This is a genomic window from Chryseobacterium gregarium DSM 19109 (assembly GCF_000430845.1).
Lineage (GTDB): Bacteria > Bacteroidota > Bacteroidia > Flavobacteriales > Weeksellaceae > Chryseobacterium > Chryseobacterium gregarium.
Window position 1 is genome coordinate 190759 of record NZ_AUMU01000007.1, and the last position, 23409, is coordinate 214167.

Below are 23409 nucleotides of genomic sequence, written 5' to 3' on the forward strand. Positions count from 1 at the left end.
TATTTATGAAGGGATTAATGCGTAAATAAATTATTTAAGCTCAATTTTTTAGAAAAAAATTTTTCCTTTTAATTGGAATGATTATATTTAGGTCTTATTGAAAACAAATCATGCTTAGGAAAACAGTCAGCGAAATACATAATATACTCACATCTAATTCCTTACCTTCAAATTCAAAAACTTTAATTTTAGACTTTGCAAAAGAATTAGGTTGGAATCCGAGTTATTTTATTCCACCGTCAAACAACGAAAGTGCTAATGGCTATTTAGTCATTGAACATGGCTTACAAAATTCAGCAATCATTTCATTCCTAAACAAAAGAAATGAAGAACTTACTTCTGTTGAAGAAGAAACTTTATTATCGTTATCATATAATAATCTTGTTAATTGGCATATTACAATCGATGACAGATATATAAATTATTATTACATATTAAATCGAGAAAAAAGAAGGTTAGAAACAAGAAAGATAGAAGTTGGAAATGAAGAAGATTCATTAAATGTAGATGCCTTTTATAAGATTATTGAAAGAAAACCTAACTCAAATATTAAAGCATTAGATGATGTTTTGATAGAAAATATATCAATTTGGAAAAGAGTAATATCTGCAGAACTAAATAATGATGTAAGTTTGGTTTCGCTATCACATTTTTTTAATTCCATAATTTTTCTACGTTCAATAGAAGATTTTAAGAAAAGAAGAAATTTAATTGATTTTAAATCCAAAATTCTTGTTGAAATTACAGCTGAAAATGAAGACAAAACATTTTTGGAAATCATCAAACTGATTGAAAGCAAATTAGAAATAACAATGCCAAAATTCGTTGTCAAAAAAGAAGAATTAGAAATATTTACTAACTTATCTAACTATGATTTAAAAAGAATTTTTAATAGCTTTTATGAAAATGAAAATAATAGATTTAAGTATGATTTTTCTATAATAACTAAACAAGCATTAAGTAGAATTTATCAAAAATATGTTTCGCTATTAAGTGTAGATAATTCATATCATTTGCAAGAGAATTTATTTGGATTCTCAGACTTTCCCATTGAAACAATAAATAAAGAAGCAGGGGCTTTCTATACACCAGAATATGTAGCTCGTTTTTTTTCTAAATATATTTCAAAATCTTATACATACTCTGAATTTAATAACCTTAAGATATTAGATCCTGCAGTTGGATCTGGTATTTTTTTAAGAACTATTTTAGAAAATGAGATTGAAAGAAGATTGGACAATGATAATGAATTAGATATAGATAAATTATTTAACAGTGTCGTTGGAGTTGACATTGATAAAAATGCTTGTTTAGCTACTAATTTATCATTAACATTATTAAATTACAATTTCAATGATCATACAAATAGACCAAAAGTTTTAAATACCGATGCATTAAGTTTAATTAAGAGAGCTATTAGCAGAAATATTAATGTGGATGTGATCATATCTAATCCACCTTATATAAATCAAAATAAACAATCTACAGATTTGGCTGAGTTCTTAAAAGAGATAATGGGTGGAATAAAAAATGGGAAAATTGATACATACCATGCTTTTTTAAAATTATCAATTGATTTATTAAAGCCTGGTGGATTAGGTCTTTTTGTTATTCCACATAATTTTTTAGTATCTCAATCATCAAAAAATTTAAGAAATTATGTTTTAGAGAATTGTTACATTGAATCTGTTGCTGATTTGTCGGCGATAAATGTATTTGAAAATGTCAATACTTATACAATGCTACTCATTGTAAGAAAGAAAAATAGTGAGTTCCTTAATACCCAAAATACTTGGCTATTAAAATGTCGTGCTTCTGTAGGAGAAGCTTTAAATCAGCTACTAAATGAGAGTGAAAATGATACAAATATATATCAAGTTTATAAAGCGACTGATTATTTTAAAAAAGATAGTGAATGGTTTATATTAAATAAGAGAGAATTTGAGCTATTTGCAAAAATTAAGGAAAATAAAGAAATTAGTGATTATTTAAAGCTAACCCAAGGTGTAGTTACAGGAAAAGACAGTGTTTTTATACGCAATTCTAAAGATGTCAGTAAAAAAGAACTTCCAATATATAAAAAACTATTACCTGACAAAAAAATTAATTCTTTTTCATTTGAAAAAAACAGTGATGAATTAATATTCTATCCATTTATAGACAATCAATTAATTGATGAAGAAATATTAGCAGAGTATACTGAAACTTGGAAATATTTGAATAAGAATAAAGATCTATTAAAAGAAAGAGGTAAAGTAAAAAGTTCTCAATTTTTATGGTGGAAATTGCACTCACCTGGTAATGCTCTAGATGCTAGTTCACCAAAAATTGTTTCACCATATCTTACAATATCACCAAAATTCTCAATAGATATAAATGGTGAATATATAACATCGCGTTCTCCTTACTTCACATTAAAAGATAAAGATGCTGATATTGATTTACTATATTATTTTTTGGGAATTCTGAATTCAATTCCATGTTATTGGTGTTTGTCGCTACAATCTCAAAAACAATCCAGTGGATATAATATATTCCCAATCAGTTTATTAAAAACCGTACCAACACCAGACCCAACATTAATGGAAAATTCAAGCTTGGTTAGCAAAATGATTCTTGAAGTAAAGAAAAGAATTAATGAAAAGAATAGTTCTAAACATTTTGAAATTGAAAAAAGAATTAATCAAATATCTTGTGATCTTTATAAATTAACCATTATTGAAAAAGAATTATTAGGTATTTATGGCGATTAAATATATTTTGGAAACTGAAAAAAGTTTGCAGTCAAGAATTAAATCTATTAAAGAAACATTAAAATTTGTTGTTGCAAATAAGCATACGCATGCTAAAAGAGTGCCTGCAACAGATAGTAAGATTATTTTTTGTTTTACTGAAAATGTAATTGCAGATGTAGGACAATTTATCAGTGGAAATGTGCAAGAAACCTTTAAAACAATCAATCCAAATTTTAATGCGAGTTATTTCGAAATATGGGATAGGAAGGAAAAAAATGAATTTTACTTAAATAAAATATATTTTCATCTTTACTCCATTGAAGAAAGGGAAAATAAGGAGTATATTTTACTTCATACTGATCCATGTGATCCTGATTTAACTCATGGAGATTACAAAAGGAGTCCTCATTTACATATAAAAAGAACTACAGATCTTAAAATTCCGCATGCTCATTTAGCATTAAATATTAATGATTACGATATAGCATTATCATCAATATCAGAAATGGATAAGTGTTTTAAAAATCATATAAATATGTTAGTTAATCAAATTTTGCTACAATAATAACTATCATATATAAAAAACTATAATAAACAAATATTTAAAATCTGAAAAATTCAATATAATAACAAGCTAAATGAATTTAAATTTAGATTAGCAACCATTACGTAATCAGGAAAAAGATAAGATTTAATCGAACAAATTTTAGAACAATATAACAATGGCAAGCAAGTTAGCATTAGATACGAATATTTGGATTTATTTAACTAAAGAAACATTTGATCCACTTTTTGAATCTCTAAAAGAGAAAATTGCGAATAATGAGTTTGAGTTACTTACAAATGAAATCGTAATTGAAGAATGGAAACGAAATAAAAAATCCACTATTAAGAGTCTTTGTGAGTCAATAAAGCAAGAATTTAAATCCGCAAAAAGTCTCGCTAAATTTTTACCTGCGAAAGAAAAGGTGGAATTGCTCACTTTCTTAGAAAAACTTGACACCGAAGAAAAGCGTTTAGAAAAGGCTAAATTAAGAGTCGAAGAAGTTGAGCAATTATTATTTTCTGCTAAAAAAATTGATATTAATGATGAACAAAAAATGTTTGTAGCTAATTTGGCAATTACTAAAAAGGGACCATTTTCAAATAATAAAAATAATTTTAATGATACTTTAATTCTGCGAAATTTTATTGAGCATATTCAAAAAATTAACTATCCAGATAAATATGATCTTATATATGTTTCAAATAACCCTAAAGACTTTTGCATTGATGGTAAAGAAAATATATATCCTGAAATATTGGATGGTTTTGATTCTTTACGAATTAAAAGCGTAACTGAACTTGGGCAGGCATTTCACCTATCAACAGAGCTAATTGAAGACTTTGATGATTGGTTAGAATACCAAGTACAAACGTGGGCTGAAATGCAATATGAAATTTCAAGAGGTAAATGAGATTTATAATAAAACAGCCCCTAAAGTGGGGCTGTAATTAACTCAAAAATCAATGATAATCAGAACAACTACCATTAAAACTTTGTTGAATACCTTTAGTAAAATCAAAAGCATTCAAATTTCTATCTAAAAAGCATCTATATAACTGCTCTTATTAGCTTGCGTAAAGAGTTTGTAAAGATTCCAAAAGTTTATATCTCCATTATTTCTCTACAGAAACTTTCAGTATTAATAAACAAAAAAGCACCTACATCTCTGTAAGTGCTTGATTAAAAAGTGGTCCCACCTGGGCTCGAACCAGGGACCACCTGATTATGAGTCAGGTGCTCTAACCAACTGAGCTATAGGACCTCAAAATCGGTTGAATTTTGTGATTGCAAAAATAGTAAAATTTCCGGCATTACAAAATTTTTTATGGTTTTTCTTGACACAATTCTACCAGTACCCCATTGGTGGATTTCGGGTGAAGGAAGACAACCAGCTTGTTATCAGCGCCTTCTTTGGGTTCTTCGGAGATAAACTGGAACCCTTCTTTTTTTAACCGCTCCACTTCTGCACGGATATCTTCCACCCCGAAAGCGAGGTGATGGATGCCCTCCCCTTTTTTGTCGATGAATTTAGCAATGGGGCTTTCTTCCTGACTGGCTTCCAGCAGTTCGATTTTGGATTCCCCGGCAGCATAAAATGAGGTGACGACCCCTTCCCGCTCCACGGATTCCTGTTTGTAAGATTCCTTTCCCAGAAGTTTCGCAAAAAGCGCATCGGAAACCCCGAGGGATTTCACGGCAATGCCGATATGTTCTAATTTCATAAGCAATTCCATCAATTAAGTCGTAAATTTGATAAAGCTTGGTATTTCAAATGATGGATTCAAACAAAAATACTAAATTTGCAGGACTTATGGAAAGCAACAGACAAAGAAAAGTAGCACAGATCATACAGGAAGACTTCGCGGAGCTGTTCCGCAAACAGGCTGCAGAAAGCAAGCAGAGCATCCTGGTATCCGTTTCGGATGTCAAGATAACGCCGGATCTCGGGATTGCCAAAATCTACCTGAGCATCTTCCCGAAGGAATTCCGTTCTGCCGTGATGAAAGAGATCGATGAGAACAAAGCCCAGTACAGGAACTTCCTCGGCCAGAAGATGGCCAAGCAGGTGCGGGTGATTCCCAACCTGAATTTCTACCTGGATACCGCTCTTGATGATGTTGAAAAGCTGGAGCGCGAACTGAGAGGCGAAGGCGACAATCCTATTTTATAAGCCTTGAAAAACATTGCATTTTATATCGCGTCCCGTTACCTTTTATCCAAGAAAGGGAGCACGGCCGTTACGTTCATTACGTGGCTGTCCGTGGGTGCCATGACCGTGGCGGTCACTGCAATGTTTGTTATCATATCGGTTTTTTCAGGGCTCGAAGACCTCAACAAGGACCTGATCTCCAACCTGCATGCCGACCTTACCATCAAAAGCACAGCGGGGAAAACGCTGAAGGATTTCGATAAGATCAGCGCTGCCCTTAAAAGCAATAAAGAAGTCAGCCATTTCTCAAGGGTCATTGAGGAAAAAGTATACATCAGCTACAACGGGAAAGGCGACATCGCTTATCTGAGAGGCGTTGATTCCGCCTATACCCAGGTGAATCCGATCAATAAGGACGTATTCTACGGAACCTATCCGAGCTTCAAGTATTCCAATGAAGTGCTGATGGAAAATTCCCTGGACAACAGGCTGTCGGTTCCCGTGCCTTCCAGTACGGCCTATGCAACGGTTTTCATGCCCAAAGCCGGCACAGGGATCATCAATAAGGAAGAAGACATTTACCAGAAGAAAGACATCCTGGTTACCGGTGTTTTTCCCGGAAAAGACCAACTGGACAATTATATCATCTCCCCTGTTGAATTGACGGAAGAGCTTCTGAACCTGCCCAAACATTCCGCTTACCAGATCGTGATCAGGCTCAGGAATCCTGAGAATACGGCAGCGGTGAAGCAACAGCTTCTTTCCACCCTCGGTAAAAATATAGAAATCAAGACCAAGGAAGAAGAAAATGCGGCGTTCTGGAAAATGATCAATACGGAAAAGCTGTTTATTTATCTGATCTTTGCCCTGGTGATTTTCATTACCACCTTCAACCTGGCAGGGGCCATCATCATCCTGCAGCTGGATAAGAAGGAACAGGCAAAATCACTGATTTCTTTAGGATTCCCTCTAAGCCACCTGAGGCAGATCTATTTCTATACGGGGATACTGATTGTCGTGCTCGGCATTATTTCCGGGCTGATCCTGGGAACGGCACTCTGCTATTTCCAGCAGTACACGGAATTCTTTAAAGCCAATGAAACCCTGCCTTTCCCGGTAAAGATCGTCGGAAAGAATTATTTCACGGTTTCCCTTACGGCCGCCCTTTTCGGGTTCGGTATTTCATGGGTATTCTCCAAAATCAGCAAGGAGTACATTACCAAAAATTAACATACACGCTTTCGTTTTTTCGTAACTTTGTCGTCCAAAAACAAAAAAAATGAAGCGGACTTTACTCTCTTTTTTCATGAGCCTGGCGTTCATCAGTGCCTTTGCTCAGATTCCTGCCGGTTACTATGACGGAACATCAGGACTTACCGGGGCAACCCTTAAATCCAAATTAAAACAGATTATCACAGCCGGGCATGTTGACCATGGCTATGGCGGCCTCTGGACCGGTTACCAGACGACAGACCGTGATAACATTTCCGGAATTCCCGGTTATGAAAACGACGGAACGATTATGGACATGTACTCTGAAAACCCGAACGGGACAGATCCTTACAATTTCACCTATGGCAGCACGCAATGCGGCGGTTCAGGCTACGCTAATGAAGGAGACTGCTACAACAGGGAGCACGTGGTGCCGCAAAGCCTGTTCAGTGAAAATTTCCCGATGAAATCGGACATCCATTTCATCCGTGCTACAGACGGAAAAGTAAACGGCATGAGATCAAATTACCCTTTCGGAACCGTTGGTCCTGTATCTTACACTTCCCAGAACGGATCAAAATTAGGGACTTCAGTTTCCCCGGGGTATTCAGGAACGGTTTTCGAACCGATTGATGCCTTTAAAGGGGATATCGCCAGAATGATCTTTTATTTTGTAACGAGATATGAAACCCAGCTTTCCGGCTTTTCATCCGGAAATATGCTTGGCGGTTCTGCATTTCCGGGATTACAGACCTGGGAGCTTAACCAGCTTTTAGCCTGGAGCGCCGCAGACCCGGTTTCCCAGACTGAAATTGCCAGAAACAATGCGTCGTATGTATACCAGGGGAACAGAAACCCTTTTATCGACCATCCGGAATATGTGGCCCAGATATGGGGGAATGTGGTTGCCGACACCGAGGCGCCTACCGTTCCGGCGAACTTAACAGCCGGTAACCCGTCTTCAAACTCTATTTCACTAAGCTGGACGGCATCTACGGATAATACAGGGGTTGCCGGATATGAAATTTATGTAAACGGCGTTTTATATTCAACCGTGTCAGCAACAACGGCGACGGTTTCAGGACTGAATCCTTCTACAACGTACACTTTTTACATCATCGCAAAAGACGCTTCAGGAAATACTTCTGCTGCCAGCAATACGGCATCGGGTACGACCCTTGCGGGCGGACAGCCAGGCGGAGGCAATACAAGCTGCGGTACGGAAGATTTTGAAAATATCCCGGCAAGTGCATCAGGCTACGCAACAAGAACCTGGACGAATAATAACATCACCTGGACGGCTACCGATGCCAGAACCGACCAGGACATCAACGGATCAGGCAACAGAGCCATTACCATCAGAAACGGAAACCTGACGAGCTCCACCATCAGCGGAGGAATCCAAAGCCTGACAGCAAGGGCCCAACTGGAATTCTCGGGAACTTCAGGCAGCCTGGATGTTAAGGTTAACGGCATCACAGTGGGGACCATCCCTTACACCGGTACGTCAAACGCTCTGGTCACCATCAATAATATTAACGTAAGCGGAAATATCGTCATCAGTATCGTAAATCCTGTCAATAACAACAGAATTTCGATCGATGACCTAAGCTGGACATGCTCCGCTACCTTAGGAACTACAGAAGCTGCGAAAGACAAATCAGGCTTTACGATCTATCCGAATCCTGTAAAAAACAATGAGCTGTATGTGAAAGGCGACAACCTGAGCAGAATTTCAAAAGCCCGGATCTATGACCTTTCAGGGAAGCTGATCCAGACGATTGAAAACCCATTCAAAAACACCGGCAAGATCCACCTTAACGGATTGGTGAAAGGAAATTATATCCTGACTGCCGAAAATTTCTCCGCCAAATTCATTGTAGAATAAACCCCTGAAAATATTTCATCATAAAGACCGGTTTTTCCCGGTCTTTTTTTTATTTTTGAAAGTATGGATTCCAATAAAAAATTAGGCCTGATCGGAAAGAACATCGCCTACTCGTTCTCGAAAAAGTTCTTTGAAAACAAGTTTCAGAAGCTGATGCTGAAAGGGTATTCCTATGATATTTTTGATGTGGCGGACATTGACGGGGTCCAGGATATTTTTTCCACTCCGGGGATCCTGGGATGCAACGTGACCATTCCTTACAAGGAGAAGATTATCGGTTATCTGGACGGGCTGAGCGATGAAGCCCGGAAGATCGGTGCCGTCAACTGTATCCTGATTGAAAACGGGAAAAAAACAGGGTACAATACGGATGCTTTCGGTTTTGAGAAAACCCTGCTGCTTCATAAGAAGCCCCATCATGATACGGCCCTGATCCTCGGAAACGGAGGCGCGGCCAAAGCCGTGCAGTATGTGCTTGAAAAACACGGAATCAGCCTTCTTACAGTCTCCAGAACGTCAGAGCTGAATTTTGAAAATTTAAACACAGAAACCGTCAAAAACCATAAAATCATCATTCAGTGCACGCCCGTAGGGACTTTCCCTCATGTAAACGACTGCCTGGATTTTCCTTTTGACGGCATTTCCGAAGACCACCTCGTGATCGATCTCATTTACAATCCGACTTACACCCGGTTCATCATGAACGCTTCCGGAAAAGGGGCGAAAACGGTGAACGGATATTATATGCTTGAACAGCAAGCAGAAAAAGCCTGGGAAATTTGGAATTTTCAAAAAAAATAACCTAAATTAGTCCCTTGATTGGCATTTTAGCCCTATATTTAATCTTAATTAACGCCACTCACATAAACGATTTGCTATGATTACAGAAAACAACCTTTCTGAGAACGAAGAGAAGAATAATTCTAACGAACAGCCGCAGGAAGAAACACCGGAAAACACGGTCCCTTCTACCGAAAACGGACATGAAGAAGAAGCTGAACACGAAGAAGAGCATGCAGAAGCAGAACTCTCTTTGAGTGATGCCCTGAAAGAAATGGAGAAGATGATCAATGCGCCGGATGCAGGGGAAAACCTTAAGAAATTCAATCAGCTGAAGGAGAAAGCAAGTCATTACATCCATGATGAAGTGGAAGACAAAAAGCATGAGTACGCGGAAGCCGGGAACGCGCCTGAAAACTTCAGTTACGAACATCCTTCCCAGTCAAGGTTTTCTGCATTGGTCAATATTTTCAGGGAAAAATACGATACTTACCAGAAAGGCCAGGAAGAGGAACAGCATAAAAACCTCGAATACCGTCAGAATATCATTGAGCGGCTTAAGAACCTTTATACCAACTCGGAGCCGGGAACCAATCTTTTCAAATCGATAAGAGAAATCAAAGAAGACTGGTCAAAGGCCGGTCAGGTAGCCAAATCGGAATTCAAGATCCTTAACAACAACTACTTCCACCACCTGAACCAGTTTTACCAGATGCTGGATCTCAACAAGGAATTCCTGGAGCAGGAATACAGCCACAACCTGGAAAAAAGGCAGCATATCATTGAGCGTGCCAAGCAGCTTGAACATGAGCCTGTAATCCAGAAAGCGCTTAACGAACTGCAGTACCTTCATAAGCTCTGGAAAGAAGAGGCCGAACCTGTTTCTGAAGAATTCCGTGAAAAGACGTGGGAAGAATTTAAAGAAATCTCAAACAAGATCCACGAAAGGAAATCCGAGCTTTCTGCAGCCATAGAAACGGAACAGGCCGCTAATCTGGAAAAGAAAAACCAGATTATTGCCGAAATCAAAAAGCTTACCGAGCCGGCTGAAACCCCGAACCATAATTACTGGCAGAATGCCATCAGACAGGTGGAAGACCTCCGTTCAGAATTCCTGAAAACCGGAAGCGTTCCGAGAAAGCTTTCCAACCAGAACTGGAATGATTTCAAGACGATCCTGAGAACATTCAATACCACAAAGAATACCTATTATAAATCGCTCAAAGGATCCCAGCAGGCGAATCTGGAAGAAAAGCTGAAACTGATCCAGACCGCGAAAGACAACCAGAACAATGAAGAATGGGATGTTGCCGTGCCGTTATTCAAAAAGCTCCAGGAAGACTGGAAGAAAATAGGGCATGTACCGAAAAGCATGACCAATAAGATCTGGGATGAATTCAGGGATGCCTGCAACACGTTTTTCAACAACTACAGGGAGAAAAGCAATGCCTCCACGGATAACTGGAAAGAGAACTACAAAAATAAAAAAACCATTCTTGAAGATCTGAAAACCGTTTCCGATGAAGAAGGAAGCATTGAGAAAATCGAGGCCATCAAGACGGCGTGGAACAATATCGGGAAAGTTCCGAGAGATAAAATCTCGATCAACTCCGAATTCAACAAAACGCTGAGAGAGAAGCTGAAGCTGAACAAAATCAATGAGTTTGATTTAAAAGAAGAAGGCCTCTCTGAAAACCAGTTAACGGATAAGGCAAGAAAAATCAAGAATCAGATTTCTGACCTTGAAGCTGAAATCGTGAAGCTGGAGAACAACCTGGCTTTCTTCAAGAATCCGTCGAAAGAAAACCCGTTGCTTCGGGATACCTTTAATTCTATTGATGACAAAAAAGCCCATCTGGAAACCTTAAAACAGAATCTCCACAACATCATCTCCGGAGAATAACCATAAAAAAACTACACAAGGCGGAGCAAAGCAATTTGACTCCGCTTTTTTATTTCATTCAGTATGCAGGACGAATTTTACATCAGCAGATGCATCGAGCTGGCCCGGAAAGCTGCCGGCAAAACCTACCCCAATCCTCTGGTGGGAAGCGTGATTGTACACAACGGAAAAATCATCGGGGAAGGCTACCACCATAAAGCCGGTGAGCCCCATGCGGAAATCAATGCGATCCGTTCCGTGGCCGATAAAAGCCTTATCCCGGAATCTACCATCTATGTTTCGCTGGAGCCGTGCGCCCATTACGGGAAAACACCGCCGTGCGCCCTGAAGATTAAAGAGCTGGGATTTAAAAAGGTCGTCATCGGAGCGATGGACTCCCATGATCAGGTGAACGGGAAAGGCAAAAAGATTATTCAGGAAGCAGGGATTGAAGCAGTCTCAGGCATTTTGGAAAAAGAATGTACCGAGCTGAATAAAAGGTTCTTCACCTATCACGAAAAGAAAAGGCCGTACATCATCCTGAAATGGGCGGAATCCGCAGACGGCTTTATGGATAAAGATTTCAGGCCCTACCCCATTTCCAATTCCCTTGTCAATCAGTTTGTCCACCAGATGAGGTCGGATGAACATGCTATTTTAGTAGGAACGCAAACGGCCCTGAATGATAACCCGGGCCTGACGGTAAGAAATGTGACCGGCATCAACCCGGTAAGGATCTTAATTGATTTCGACTTGAAGGTCCCGGAAGATTTCAATCTGTATAGCAATGAAGCCAGGACTCTGGTTTTTAATTCAGTAAGAGAAGGAACGGAAAACAATATTCAGTTCATTAAGATCAGCAGGGAAAATTTCCTGCCGGACTTAATAGACGCTTTATATAAAGAACAGATCCAGTCCGTGATCATTGAAGGCGGAAGGTTTACCTTGCAGCAGTGTATTGATGGCAATCTTTGGGATGAAGCGGTCGTGATTAAAAATGAAAACCTGAACCTGGAGAACGGCACGAAAGCACCTGATTTTGATTTTAAACCGAATCAGACTGAAAATTTCAGGGACAATACTATTAATTTCTTCACCAAATTCATTTAACCTTTATTTTTAATATAATTTTACCTTTATTATATATTTACAAACTAATAACTTCCGTATGAATAAATATTTCATTTTTTTATTTCTCATATTCTCTTTTTCTTTTAAAGCACAGGAATGGAAATTTTTAACCCCTGTAAAATCTTTTTCTATAATTACTAATCTGGAAGTAACGCCTGATCAGACCCTATATATGCTTGATCAGTCACAATCCGGAGTCGTAGCTTCTTCAAAAGATGGCGGAACAACCTGGAAAAAACACCTGAGAAACGAAATATACAGAGACATCCAAATGCTGAATAACAACACTGGATTTGTACTTACACAAACCGGCATCCGTAAAACAACAGATGGTTTCGAAAACTCTGTTTATAAACCGGCAAATGCTGCATTCCTAAGAAGCTTTTATTTTGTAAATGAATCAGTAGGTTTTCTGGGTGGTAATTCAGGCGTTATCTATAAAACATTAAATTCCGGCGCTACTTTTTCTTTTGTTTCATTACCGGAACAAAGTAACATAAATGATATCTTTTTTTTAGATGAAAATAAAGGATTTGTGTGTGCAGCCAATGGAAAAGTTTATAAGACAACCAACCAGGGTGCCACATGGGTAGCTACCAGCTTAAGCTCAACGAGCATCAATAAAATTCTTTTCATTAATAATACGGACGCTTTCATTGTAGGAAATAATGGTAAACTTTTCAAAACCACAGACCAAGGCACAAACTGGGCACCCGTCACCATCTCCGCGACTTATAATTTAAATGATATAAAATTTCAGACAGGTCGATTATACATTGTAGGAGGTGACAACAGAATTTACAAGTCTTTGGATATGGGGCAAACATGGTCAGATCAAAGATTAATAAATGTCTATCCTTATAATTCACTTAATTCTATTGGCTTTTTAAACGGAAATATTATTGTAGGCGGAGAGTCTAATATTTATAAATCATCCGATGCCGTAAACTGGAGCCTGCTTGTTCCCGGAATTTACCCTTCTGTACTGAAAAGTATTTCTTTTGCTAATGACGATAAGGGAGTTATTGCCGGAAGCGGTTCTACAGGGTACTACAGCATAGTTTACCGGACAACTGACGGCGGCCATACCTGGGCCAATCAAAAAGTTACTTTTACTTTAAATGCTTTTAAAGGGGTACAACTAAAAGAAAATGGGAAAGGGATCCTCATCGGAAACGGAAGCTATGCCCTCTCCTCTGATTTTGGGCAGACCTGGGGAAATTTCAGCTCAACCAGTCCTCCGATCTACCCATCCGCGTTTTGGCTTAAAAATAATGGAAACATTCTTTTCGGCACTTCTTCACCGTATGTTGTTACAACCAATGGAATATATTCAATAACACCCCCTTCATCTGCTTTTCAATTTACAGAATTGGGACAAGTGGAAACTATTCAGTTTTACAGCGATATGATCGGGTATGCAGGTGCTTATCAGAAGCTGTATAAAACAACCGATGGTGGAATTACATGGAATTCTGTTTTTGATTTAGGAGCATCGGTAATTTATATAAATATCGTAAATGCTGATAAAATTAATATTGCTACTAATGCTAATGAATTTTACACGAGTAATAATGCAGGAACTTCATGGATTGAAACTACAGATTCCACCAGTCCGCGATTCCATTTTATTAATGAAAACGTAGGCTATGATTTAGATATCAATTTCGATCTTTACAGAACCATTGATGGAGGTGCCACGTCACAGCTTATTGTTCCTCAAACCAATTATTTTAATTCATATAATACAAATTTGAATGCCATCCAGTTTTTTAATAATAAAGTGATAGCAGTGGGAGACCTTTCGGATATATATATACTTGAACTTCCGGCTGTACCATTGTCTGCTAATGAAAGCGCAGGAATAAACAATACTGATCCGAAACTATTAGTATATCCAAATCCCACAACATCTTCTGTTTTCTTCAAAACACCTGTAATATTAGATAAGGTTCAGGTATACGATACCAATGGAAGGATTATGAAATTCACCAAAGAAAATAACGGAATAAATATTTCACATTTGAGCGAAGGAATTTATTTTATCAAATTTGAATCTGCCGGAAAATGGTTTACACAAAAAATCATAAAAAAATAATACCGCAAGCCATCGAAATCGGATGGCTTATTTTTTATATTACCGGAAGTTTTATGAATCAATTACTTTAAGATTCAGAGTCATCGAAATAAGGTATTAAGGCCAAGCAAAACTGGGATTTCAGGATTGTAAAGAATCAGCTGCTCACACTGGAAAATGCCCGCATCATGACAAAAGAACCGGAGACCGAAATTGAAATCCGTTTTAATTTCAATCAGCAAGACACTATTTTCATCCTGCTTTCGAAATTCAACGCAAATATCATCAACTTCTATTCTGAAGAGAGTGCACGGTTATTTCAGCCAAAATAAAATTGAAAGACAAAGAAAATATACTGAAGCCCTTACGAACCATCAGTCTGTAGCCTATAAAAGGGATAAAAGCACCTGAATTTCCCTTGACACCAAAGAAAATTAAAACCTTTTCAGACAATATAATCGCATTCTATCAGCCATAAACATTATAAAATCATAAAAGTCAAAACTTTAACATACATATTTTGATATTTTTTCACTGTTTATTGATATTAATTATTTAACTTCATGAAAAATTTAATACCTACTATCATGAAAAATTTTAAGAAACTGTCAAAAAGAGAATTGAAATCAATTCAGGGGGCAATTGAAAAATGCTATTACCAGTTGGACGGAACATTATACTGTCCTTGTAATCCTCATACTACCTACAATTGTAATGGTAAATGTGTTCCTCTTGGACAAGCCTGTGCAACGCCATCCATTGAACTCTAAAAAAAATTGACTATGAAAAATCTGAAAAAAATCCGGAGAGAAGAATTGAAAAATACAGCAGGAGGAAATGCCCCGCAATGCTGTTCTTACTATCCTCCAAATTTACAGAAATGCTGTGCTACCCCTTCAAGTATGAGCTGCCCGCCACCCTGGCTTGACGGAACTTTCCCATGCTGATAAATAAAAAAAGAGAACAGAGATGTTCTCTTTTTTATTTTAATTATTTGACAGGACTTACTCTATAAAGTACCTTTGCAGGATGTTCGAGTACAAAACCATAGACCAACCTATCGAAAATATTCTATTCAAAGAAAAAGGGAGCAAGTTCATCGGATTTGCCTTTCCGGTAACCGATGAAGCGGAACTGAAACAGGCACTGGAAAAAGTCCGGGGCGAACACCCGAAAGCAACACACCACTGTTACGCTTTCAGAACAGGCATCCAGGGTGAGAATTACCGGGCCAACGATGACGGGGAACCATCCGGAAGTGCCGGATTGCCCATTTTCAACCAGCTTCTGGCGAATGACATCACCAACGTTCTGGTCATCGTGGTTAGGTACTACGGCGGGACAAAACTCGGGGTTTCAGGATTGGTAAAAGCCTATAAAGAATCAGCCAAAATCACACTGGAAGAAGCCCGTATCGTGACAAAAGAACTGGAGACAGAAATTGAGATCCGCTTTAATTTCAATCAGCAGAACACCATTTTTACCCTGCTTTCGAAATTTGAAGCCAGGATCATCAACTTCAATTCACAGGAGAGAGCGGTTATAGCAGCCAAAATCAAAACAAAAGACAAAGAAAATATTATTGATGCCCTTACGAACCTTCAGTTTGTGGAATATAAACTATAATTCTTATCTGGTCTTTGGGTAATTGATAGTCAAATTAATTTACTAACCTATTTTTACATCAGGCTTATGGTTTAATATTTTCCATTGAGAATCAAAAAAAAATAAGCATCCTGAATGATTCATCCTGGCCTATGCCTATGGAAGAAAACAGTAACTAAAACAAAATATGAATGAAATAAAAAAAAACATCCCGGAAAAACTTTCTGAGATGCTGTATTCTGTCTGTACCTGAGGTATTAATCCCTTCTTCCCCCCATCAGTAAAGAAGCCCAGTAAATAAGCTGTGCCAATGATCCGACAGCAGCTACCACATAGGTTCTGGCCGCCCATTTCAGACTGTCCTGTACGCCTACGTATTCTTCTGACGTAACAGTACCTGTATCTTTGAGCCATTTCATTGCCCTGTTGCTTGCATCATATTCTACCGGCAAGGTGATGAAGGCAAACAAGGTGGTAAACGCAAACATAATAACCCCGACAGCCAATACCAGCCTGTTGCCGGTAGGATTGTCTACAGATCGGGTCGCTACCATAAGCATAATGCCTGCAATCAGGACAAACTGCATTAAATTAGAACTTACCTGAACCACAGGAACCAGTTTTGAACGCAGCTGAAGCATGGAATATCCCACCTTATGCTGTACGGCATGTCCGCATTCATGGGCTGCCACTGCTGCCGCTGCCGCATTTCGCTGCATATAGACCGCTTCTGATAAATTCACCGTTTTATTTTCCGGGTTGTAATGGTCCGTGAGCTGACCCGGAACCGAGATCACCTGTACATCATTGATGCCGCTGTCTTTCAGCATTTTTTCCGCTATTTCCTTGCCTGAAAGTCCGTTTCGCAGATGTACTTTGGAATAATGTTCGAATTTTGATTTAAGTCTTGATGATACCCACCAGCTGACGAGCATCGAAATCCCGATAATTATATAATACCCTATCATCTTTTACCTTACTTAACTTATACTATATTTTCACCCCATATGATGTAATAATTATGCCAAAGTATTACAATTTTATTAATTATATTTGTACTAGAATTACCTTTTAAAGCTATGTCTAAAGTCTCAGTTATTGAAGTAAAAACACCCGGAGAATTAAAGCAGTTCGTAAAATTCCCGATGGATTTATACAAGAACAATCCTTATTACGTGCCTTCTTTCATAAAAGATGAATTTAAGATTTGGGATCCCAAAGAGAATCCTGCCCTGAATTATTCGGAATCTAAACAGTTTCTGGCAAAAAAAGGGGATAAAGTAGTGGGACGGATTGCCGTAATGATCAACCATAAGGAAGAAAAGGAATTAGGCATTAAAAAAGTCCGTTTCGGCTGGATCGATTTCATTGATGACCAGGAAGTTTCCGCAGCTTTGATTCAAAAAGCGGTTGATTACGCTAAAGAGCACAATATCGGCAAGATTGAAGGGCCTATGGGTTTTACCAACCTGGATAAAGCGGGAATGCTGACCATGGGCTTTGATAAACTGGCTACCATGATCGGGATCTACAACCATGAATATTACCCGAAACACCTTGAGGAACTGGGCCTGACAAAAGAAAAGGAATGGGTGGAATTTGAAATGAATTTCCCCAAAGTTTTACCGGAAAGGGTGGAAAAATTCAGTGGGCTGATTGCTCAGAAATATAAATTAAAAGTTCTTCATTTTAAATCAAAGGAAGAGATTTTACCTTATGTGGAACCGATGTTCAGGCTATTGGACGAAACCTATAAAACACTTTCTACCTACACCCCGATTTCCGAGGAGCAGATAAAAACGTACAAAGAAAAATATTTCCCGTTTATCGATAAAAACTACGTCATCTGTGTAGTTGATGAAAATCAGGAGCTGGTATCCTTTGCCATTACCATGCCTTCCTATTCAAAAGCCTTACAGAAATCAAAAGGGAAAATGTTCCCGTTCGGGTGGTGGCATTTTCTGCAGGCCAGCAAAAAAAACGACCGCGCTAATTTCTACCTGATCGGAATCCATCCCGAATATCAGCGGCGTGGCGTTACAGCGATTATTTTTAAAGAGATCTTCATCCGGTTTACCAGCATGGGAATCGATTTTGCCGAAACCAACCCTGAACTGGAAGAGAATAAAAGCGTACAGGTGCTGTGGCAGGATTACAATCCGGTAAATCACAAGAGAAGAAGAACCTATTCATTAAACATCGGAGATCACCAACCAGCCTAAACATACTATGAAGCCGCAACTTATTATTTTTGGTATTTTAATCGCCGGGTTTGTCATTTTCAACCTGTTTTTACCATCCGGCAACGACCGGATGAATACTGCCGTTAATATTATCTATGCAAGCATCCTGTTCGGTTATATTTCTTTTATGGCCTATTCCCTCCTCAGGAAAACGAGGAAATAATGTTATTTTTATTGATTCTAAATTGCCTGTTTACGCTATTTTAATTCCACTTTTAAGCTTATTAATTTCATGCTTTCTTCTTTATTCCCTAAATTTGCAAATTGAGATAATAATGCAAAAATGAATTTACCTGAAAGTTATATTCCAATCCTTATACAGGCAGGTGTTGCGATAGGATTCGTAGCCATTTCTCTGCTTGGAGCACATTTCTTAGGCCCGAAACAGAAAAAAGGGGATTCCGTAAAAAACCAAAGCTGGGAATGTGGAATCCCGGTAGAGGGGAATGCAAGGACGCCGTTTTCGATTAAATACTTTTTGACAGCGGTACTGTTCGTTCTGTTCGATATTGAAATCGTATTCTTTTATCCGTATGCCGTAAACTTCAGAGAATTCGGAATGGAAGGATTCCTGGCCGTACTCATGTTCGTGGCGATTTTCTTTATGGCATTTTTCTATGTCTGGAAACGCGGTGCCTTAGACTGGGATAAATAAAGGATAGAAATTTTAAATGATCATTTTAGATAGAAAGCCAGGCATTAGAGCTAACTTTAACACTGAATTTCAATCTAAAAGTTAATCTTAAATCAATCAAATGTCAGATAACAAACCAATAATAAGAACAGACGCACCTGCTCCCGAAGGATTTGAAGGAGAAGGCTTTTTCGCAACGAAACTGAGCAGCGTCATCGGGATGGCCAGAAAGTTTTCACTTTGGCCGTTGCCATTCGCAACCTCTTGTTGCGGTATCGAGTTTATGGCGACGCTGAACCCTACTTACGATGCTTCCAGATTCGGTATGGAAAGAAACTCTTTCTCACCGAGACAGGCAGATATGCTGATGGTTTGCGGAACGATCGCTAAAAAATTAGGACCTGTACTGAAAGAAGTATACACCCAGATGGCTGAGCCGAAGTGGGTGGTTGCCGTTGGGGCATGTGCATGCAGCGGAGGTATTTTTGACACTTATTCCGTGTTGCAGGGTATTGATAAAATTATTCCGGTTGACGTATATGTTCCGGGATGCCCGCCAAGACCGGAGCAGATTATTGAAGGCGTGATGCAGGTGCAGGCTCTGGCAGAAAGCGAAAGCATCAGAAGAAGGGATATGCCTGAATACCAGAAATTATTAGACTCTTACAATATTAGCAACTAGCGGGAATGACGAACGAATTTGTATTAGAAGCCATCACCAGAGAATTTCCCGAATCTGTGGTCTCAAGTTCTGAGCCGTATGGAATGCTTACTGTTGAAGTAAAAAAGGATGACATCAAAAAAATCATCCATTACCTTAAAGATTCATCACTGGAAATTAATTTCCTTACCGATATCTGCGGAATCCATTATCCTGAATTTCCTGATAAGGAAATCGGGGTAGTCTATCACCTTCATAACATGATGACCAATTTCAGACTGCGTCTGAAAATCTTTATGTCCAGGGAAAATATTGACGTTGACTCTCTGGTGGAATTGTATGCCGGAGCCAACTGGATGGAAAGGGAAACCTATGATTTCTTCGGAATTAAATTCAAAGGGCACCCGGACCTGCGGCCTATTTTAAATATGGAAGATCTGGGATACCACCCGATGCTGAAGGAATACCGCCTTGAAGACGGCACGAGGACCGATAAGGACGATGCCATGTTCGGAAGATAAAAATAATGCAATAAGCAGCAAGCGATAAGCTTAAAGCCTAGAGCCCAAAGCATTTAAATTATGAAAGATAACTCATTATCCAATATACTTAACCAATACGAAAGCAAGGAACAGATTGACGGGCAGTTATACACCCTCAATTTAGGACCTACCCACCCTGCCACACACGGGATTTTCCAGAATGTCCTGACCATGGACGGGGAAAGGATCCTTCATGCGGAACAGACCGTGGGTTATATCCACAGGGCATTTGAGAAAATTTCCGAAAGAAGGAATTATGCTCAGATTACAACCCTTACCGACCGTATGAATTATTGTTCTGCGCCCATCAATAACCTGGGATGGCACATGACGGTTGAAAAGCTGATCGGCGTTGAAGTTCCCAAGCGTGTAGACTATATGCGTGTGATTTTAATGGAGCTGGCAAGGATCGGGGATCACCTGATCTGTAACGGGGTAACCGGAATGGATGCCGGAGCAATTACCGGACTTACCTATATGTTCATCGAAAGAGAGCGTATTTATGATCTGTACGAACAGATCTGCGGGGCCAGAATGACCACCAACATGGGAAGAATCGGAGGTTTTGAAAGAGATTTCACGCCAAAGTTTCATGAGTTATTACAGGATTTCCTTAAAACTTTCCCGGCAAGATTCAAAGAATTCGGTACTTTATTAGAAAGAAACAGAATTTTTATGGACAGAACCATCGGAGCAGGAGCAATTTCTGCAGAAAGAGCCTTAAGCTATGGTTTTACCGGTCCGAATTTACGTGCTACAGGGGTAGATTATGACGTAAGAGTTGCACAACCCTACTCTTCTTATGAAGATTTCGACTTTATTATTCCTGTAGGAACTGCCGGTGATACGTATGACCGGTTTATGGTTCGCCAGCAGGAAATCTGGGAATCGATCAAAATTATCAAACAGGCTTACGAAAATCTTCCGGAAGGACCATTCCATGCGGATGTTCCGGATTTCTACCTTCCTGAAAAAGCGGATGTATACCAGAAAATGGAAGCATTGATCTACCATTTCAAAATTGTAATGGGAGAGACCGACGTACCGAAAGGTGAAGTTTACCATGCCGTGGAAGGCGGAAACGGTGAATTAGGATTCTACATGGTAAGCGACGGAGGAAGAAGCCCATACAGGCTTCACTTCAGAAGGCCTTGTTTCATTTACTATCAGGCTTATCCTGAAATGATTACAGGTTCTGTGATTTCTGATGCCATCGTTACGATGTGCAGCATGAATATTATTGCGGGGGAACTGGACGCATAATTTTGTACAGAGTACAAAGTAAAATGTATTAAAGATTAATAAATAGAAAGTACGCTGTACATGGTACACTGTACATTTTACAAATAAAGAAAATGAGCGAAACAATAGCTTTTAAACCGGAAAGTTTAGCACAGGTACATAAAATTATGGCAAGATATCCTGAAGGAAGACAGAAGTCTGCCCTTCTGCCTGTACTTCACCTGGCCCAGAAAGAATTCGGAGGATGGTTAGACGTTCGGGTAATGGATTATGTTGCGGAATTATTGAGCATCAAGCCTATTGAAGTATATGAGGTAGCTACGTTCTACACCATGTTCAATATGAAGCCGGTAGGGAAATATGTTCTGGAAGTTTGCAGAACAGGACCATGCATGGTTTCCGGGAGCGAGAAGATCCTTAACCACATCAGGACCAAGCTGAATATCAAAGACGGAGAAACCACAGCAGACGGTATGTTTACCCTAAAGCCTGCCGAATGCCTGGGCGCATGCGGATACGCTCCGATGCTGCAGCTGGGAAAATTCTTTCATGAAAACCTCACGATAGAAAAAGTAGACGAAATTCTTGATCTTTGCAGGGAAGGACAGCTTGCTTTGGATTAATACCATTTTAAATTCTGCATTTTAGATTTTAAATAATTAAATTTTAACATTAATTAATGCAAGAAGCCGAAAGCTGATTGCAATAAGCAAATAAAAATGAGTAAAAAACTTTTACTTAAAGATGCACACATAGAAGGCATCCGCTACCTGGAAACCTACCGTAAACAGGGAGGTTACGGAGCAGCAGAAAAAGCCCTGAAAATGACCCCTGATGAAATTCTTGAAGAAGTAAAAACTTCAGGACTCAGAGGACGTGGAGGAGCCGGGTTCCCGACGGGAATGAAATGGAGCTTTCTGGCAAAACCGGAAGGCGTTCCGAGACACCTTGTAGTGAATGCCGATGAATCTGAGCCGGGGACTTTCAAAGATAGATATTTGATGGAATTCCTTCCTCATCTTTTGATTGAGGGAATGCTGATTTCCTCTTACTGTTTAGGTTCAAATGTATCTTATATTTATATCCGCGGCGAATATTCATGGATTCCTGATATTCTGGAAGAAGCGATTGAAGAAGCCAAAGCAGCAGGATTTTTAGGTAAAAATATCTTAGGAACCGGTTTCGATTGTGAAATCTACGTTCAGAGAGGCGGAGGTGCCTATATCTGCGGTGAAGAAACGGCGTTGCTTGAATCCCTTGAAGGAAAAAGAGGAAACCCGAGACTGAAACCGCCGTTCCCAGCTGTAAAAGGACTTTGGGAAAGACCGACGGTTGTCAATAACGTTGAATCTATTGCCGCCATTGTTCCGATTATTGATATTACAGGAGCAGAATATGCTAAAATCGGCATAGGAAGATCCACAGGAACGAAACTGATTTCGGCCTGCGGAAACATCAACAAACCGGGCGTGTATGAAATTGACATGACCATTACGGTAGAAGAATTCATTTATTCTGATGAGTATTGCGGTGGCATCAAAGACGGAAAGAAACTGAAAGCATGCATCCCCGGAGGAAGCTCAGTGCCGATTGTCCCTGCCAATTTACTCCTTAAAACCGTAAACGGAGAACCGAGATACATGAACTACGAATCTTTGGCAGACGGCGGTTTTGCTACCGGAACCATGATGGGTTCAGGAGGTTTCATCGTACTGGATGAAGACCAGTGTATCGTAGAACATACCATGACTTTAGCAAGATTTTACCATCATGAAAGTTGCGGGCAGTGTACGCCATGCCGTGAGGGTACGGGATGGATGCACAAGATTTTAAAGAAGATCGAAAACGGACAGGGTAAAATGGAAGATATCGATCTGCTTTGGGACATCCAGAGAAAAATAGAAGGTAACACTATCTGCCCGTTGGGGGATGCGGCAGCGTGGCCTGTAGCGGCGGCCATCCGCCATTTCAGGGATGAATTCGAATGGCATGTTAAAAATCCGGAACTGTGTCTGACACAAAACTACGGTCTTGCAAATTATGCAGATCCTATCCCGGCGCCATCAGTTAATCCTTAGGTA

The 23409-nt window shown here is 39.2% G+C and carries 25 protein-coding genes and 1 tRNA gene; 22 read left to right on the forward strand and 4 right to left on the reverse strand.

Translation table 11 applies throughout. The annotated features are described in order from the left end of the window. The first annotated feature begins 110 nt into the window (after window positions 1-110). The 3 genes from H561_RS0109325 to H561_RS0109335 all read left to right on the forward strand — a co-directional run bounded on the left by H561_RS0109325 (window position 111) and on the right by H561_RS0109335 (window position 4192). Entirely contained in the window at window positions 111-2753 is a 2643-nt protein-coding gene (locus H561_RS0109325; RefSeq protein ID WP_027386744.1) for an Eco57I restriction-modification methylase domain-containing protein, read from the forward strand. Beyond that, on the forward strand, window positions 2743-3300 hold the full coding sequence (locus tag H561_RS0109330) for a hypothetical protein (RefSeq protein ID WP_027386745.1): 558 nt from the start codon (window positions 2743-2745) through the stop codon (window positions 3298-3300). The genes H561_RS0109325 and H561_RS0109330 overlap by 11 nt, the downstream gene beginning before the upstream one ends. 157 nt (window positions 3301-3457) lie before the next feature. Next, window positions 3458-4192: a PIN domain-containing protein gene (locus tag H561_RS0109335; protein ID WP_027386746.1), complete on the forward strand. Its 735-nt coding sequence runs from the start codon at window positions 3458-3460 to the stop codon at window positions 4190-4192. A 126-nt stretch (window positions 4193-4318) separates the two neighbouring features. Here the strand turns inward: H561_RS0109335 and H561_RS24495 are convergent, their stop codons facing one another. The 3 genes from H561_RS24495 to mce all read right to left on the reverse strand — a co-directional run bounded on the left by H561_RS24495 (window position 4319) and on the right by mce (window position 5003). Continuing rightward, a complete protein-coding gene (locus tag H561_RS24495) occupies window positions 4319-4387 on the reverse strand; it encodes a hypothetical protein (protein WP_394330848.1) in 69 nt (22 codons plus the stop codon). 82 nt (window positions 4388-4469) lie between these two features. Next, a tRNA-Ile gene (locus H561_RS0109340) sits at window positions 4470-4543 on the reverse strand. A gap of 61 nt (window positions 4544-4604) precedes the next feature. Continuing rightward, a complete protein-coding gene (mce, locus tag H561_RS0109345) occupies window positions 4605-5003 on the reverse strand; it encodes a methylmalonyl-CoA epimerase (protein WP_027386747.1) in 399 nt (132 codons plus the stop codon). Window positions 5004-5092: 89 nt separating this feature from the next. Between mce and H561_RS0109350 the strand changes: the two genes are divergently transcribed. The 11 genes from H561_RS0109350 (at window position 5093) to H561_RS0109395 (ending at window position 16027) form a co-directional block, all read left to right on the forward strand. Beyond that, window positions 5093-5452 (forward strand): ribosome-binding factor A, encoded by a 360-nt coding sequence (locus H561_RS0109350; RefSeq protein ID WP_027386748.1) that lies wholly within the window; start codon window positions 5093-5095, stop codon window positions 5450-5452. A gap of 3 nt (window positions 5453-5455) precedes the next feature. After that, window positions 5456-6661 (forward strand): ABC transporter permease, encoded by a 1206-nt coding sequence (locus tag H561_RS0109355; RefSeq protein WP_027386749.1) that lies wholly within the window; start codon window positions 5456-5458, stop codon window positions 6659-6661. A 49-nt stretch (window positions 6662-6710) separates the two neighbouring features. Continuing rightward, entirely contained in the window at window positions 6711-8531 is a 1821-nt protein-coding gene (locus H561_RS0109360) for an endonuclease (RefSeq protein ID WP_027386750.1), read from the forward strand. 63 nt (window positions 8532-8594) lie between these two features. Next, on the forward strand, window positions 8595-9332 hold the full coding sequence (locus tag H561_RS0109365) for a shikimate dehydrogenase family protein (protein ID WP_027386751.1): 738 nt from the start codon (window positions 8595-8597) through the stop codon (window positions 9330-9332). A gap of 76 nt (window positions 9333-9408) precedes the next feature. Next, the gene (locus tag H561_RS0109370) at window positions 9409-11214 is read left to right on the forward strand and encodes a DUF349 domain-containing protein (RefSeq protein WP_027386752.1); all 1806 of its coding nucleotides are present in this window, start codon (window positions 9409-9411) and stop codon (window positions 11212-11214) included. A gap of 63 nt (window positions 11215-11277) precedes the next feature. Then, complete coding sequence (gene ribD / locus H561_RS0109375) at window positions 11278-12303, forward strand: bifunctional diaminohydroxyphosphoribosylaminopyrimidine deaminase/5-amino-6-(5-phosphoribosylamino)uracil reductase RibD (protein ID WP_027386753.1); 1026 nt, start codon at window positions 11278-11280, stop codon at window positions 12301-12303. A gap of 58 nt (window positions 12304-12361) precedes the next feature. Further along, on the forward strand, window positions 12362-14422 hold the full coding sequence (locus tag H561_RS0109380) for a YCF48-related protein (protein WP_027386754.1): 2061 nt from the start codon (window positions 12362-12364) through the stop codon (window positions 14420-14422). A 167-nt stretch (window positions 14423-14589) separates the two neighbouring features. Beyond that, window positions 14590-14733, forward strand: coding sequence for a hypothetical protein (locus H561_RS23930; RefSeq protein ID WP_155845772.1), 144 nt, complete (start codon window positions 14590-14592; stop codon window positions 14731-14733). A 255-nt stretch (window positions 14734-14988) separates the two neighbouring features. Then, on the forward strand, window positions 14989-15171 hold the full coding sequence (locus tag H561_RS24555; protein WP_449384737.1) for a bacteriocin-like protein: 183 nt from the start codon (window positions 14989-14991) through the stop codon (window positions 15169-15171). A gap of 12 nt (window positions 15172-15183) precedes the next feature. Beyond that, on the forward strand, window positions 15184-15348 hold the full coding sequence (locus H561_RS23935) for a bacteriocin-like protein (protein ID WP_155845773.1): 165 nt from the start codon (window positions 15184-15186) through the stop codon (window positions 15346-15348). 82 nt (window positions 15349-15430) lie between these two features. Continuing rightward, complete coding sequence (locus H561_RS0109395; RefSeq protein WP_027386755.1) at window positions 15431-16027, forward strand: IMPACT family protein; 597 nt, start codon at window positions 15431-15433, stop codon at window positions 16025-16027. Window positions 16028-16263: 236 nt separating this feature from the next. On the opposite strand, the gene H561_RS0109400 is transcribed toward H561_RS0109395, so the two are convergent. Continuing rightward, window positions 16264-16974, reverse strand: a complete 711-nt coding sequence (locus tag H561_RS0109400; protein WP_185095975.1) for a zinc metallopeptidase — start codon at window positions 16972-16974, stop codon at window positions 16264-16266. A gap of 111 nt (window positions 16975-17085) precedes the next feature. Here H561_RS0109400 and H561_RS0109405 point away from each other — a divergent pair, with 111 nt between their 5' ends. The 8 genes from H561_RS0109405 (at window position 17086) to nuoF (ending at window position 23406) form a co-directional block, all read left to right on the forward strand. Continuing rightward, window positions 17086-18228, forward strand: coding sequence for a hypothetical protein (locus tag H561_RS0109405; RefSeq protein WP_027386757.1), 1143 nt, complete (start codon window positions 17086-17088; stop codon window positions 18226-18228). Window positions 18229-18235: 7 nt separating this feature from the next. Next, entirely contained in the window at window positions 18236-18412 is a 177-nt protein-coding gene (locus H561_RS24175) for a hypothetical protein (RefSeq protein WP_170207312.1), read from the forward strand. 120 nt (window positions 18413-18532) lie between these two features. Further along, a complete protein-coding gene (locus tag H561_RS0109415; RefSeq protein ID WP_027386758.1) occupies window positions 18533-18904 on the forward strand; it encodes an NADH-quinone oxidoreductase subunit A in 372 nt (123 codons plus the stop codon). A 100-nt stretch (window positions 18905-19004) separates the two neighbouring features. Beyond that, on the forward strand, window positions 19005-19565 hold the full coding sequence (locus H561_RS0109420) for an NADH-quinone oxidoreductase subunit B (RefSeq protein WP_027386759.1): 561 nt from the start codon (window positions 19005-19007) through the stop codon (window positions 19563-19565). Window positions 19566-19570: 5 nt separating this feature from the next. Further along, window positions 19571-20065, forward strand: a complete 495-nt coding sequence (locus H561_RS0109425) for an NADH-quinone oxidoreductase subunit C (RefSeq protein WP_027386760.1) — start codon at window positions 19571-19573, stop codon at window positions 20063-20065. A gap of 60 nt (window positions 20066-20125) precedes the next feature. Next, the gene (gene nuoD, locus H561_RS0109430; protein WP_027386761.1) at window positions 20126-21349 is read left to right on the forward strand and encodes an NADH dehydrogenase (quinone) subunit D; all 1224 of its coding nucleotides are present in this window, start codon (window positions 20126-20128) and stop codon (window positions 21347-21349) included. Between the two features lie 92 nt (window positions 21350-21441). Then, window positions 21442-21951 (forward strand): NADH-quinone oxidoreductase subunit NuoE family protein, encoded by a 510-nt coding sequence (locus H561_RS0109435; protein ID WP_027386762.1) that lies wholly within the window; start codon window positions 21442-21444, stop codon window positions 21949-21951. A gap of 96 nt (window positions 21952-22047) precedes the next feature. Then, on the forward strand, window positions 22048-23406 hold the full coding sequence (gene nuoF / locus H561_RS0109440; protein WP_027386763.1) for an NADH-quinone oxidoreductase subunit NuoF: 1359 nt from the start codon (window positions 22048-22050) through the stop codon (window positions 23404-23406). Window positions 23407-23409 lie beyond the last annotated feature (3 nt).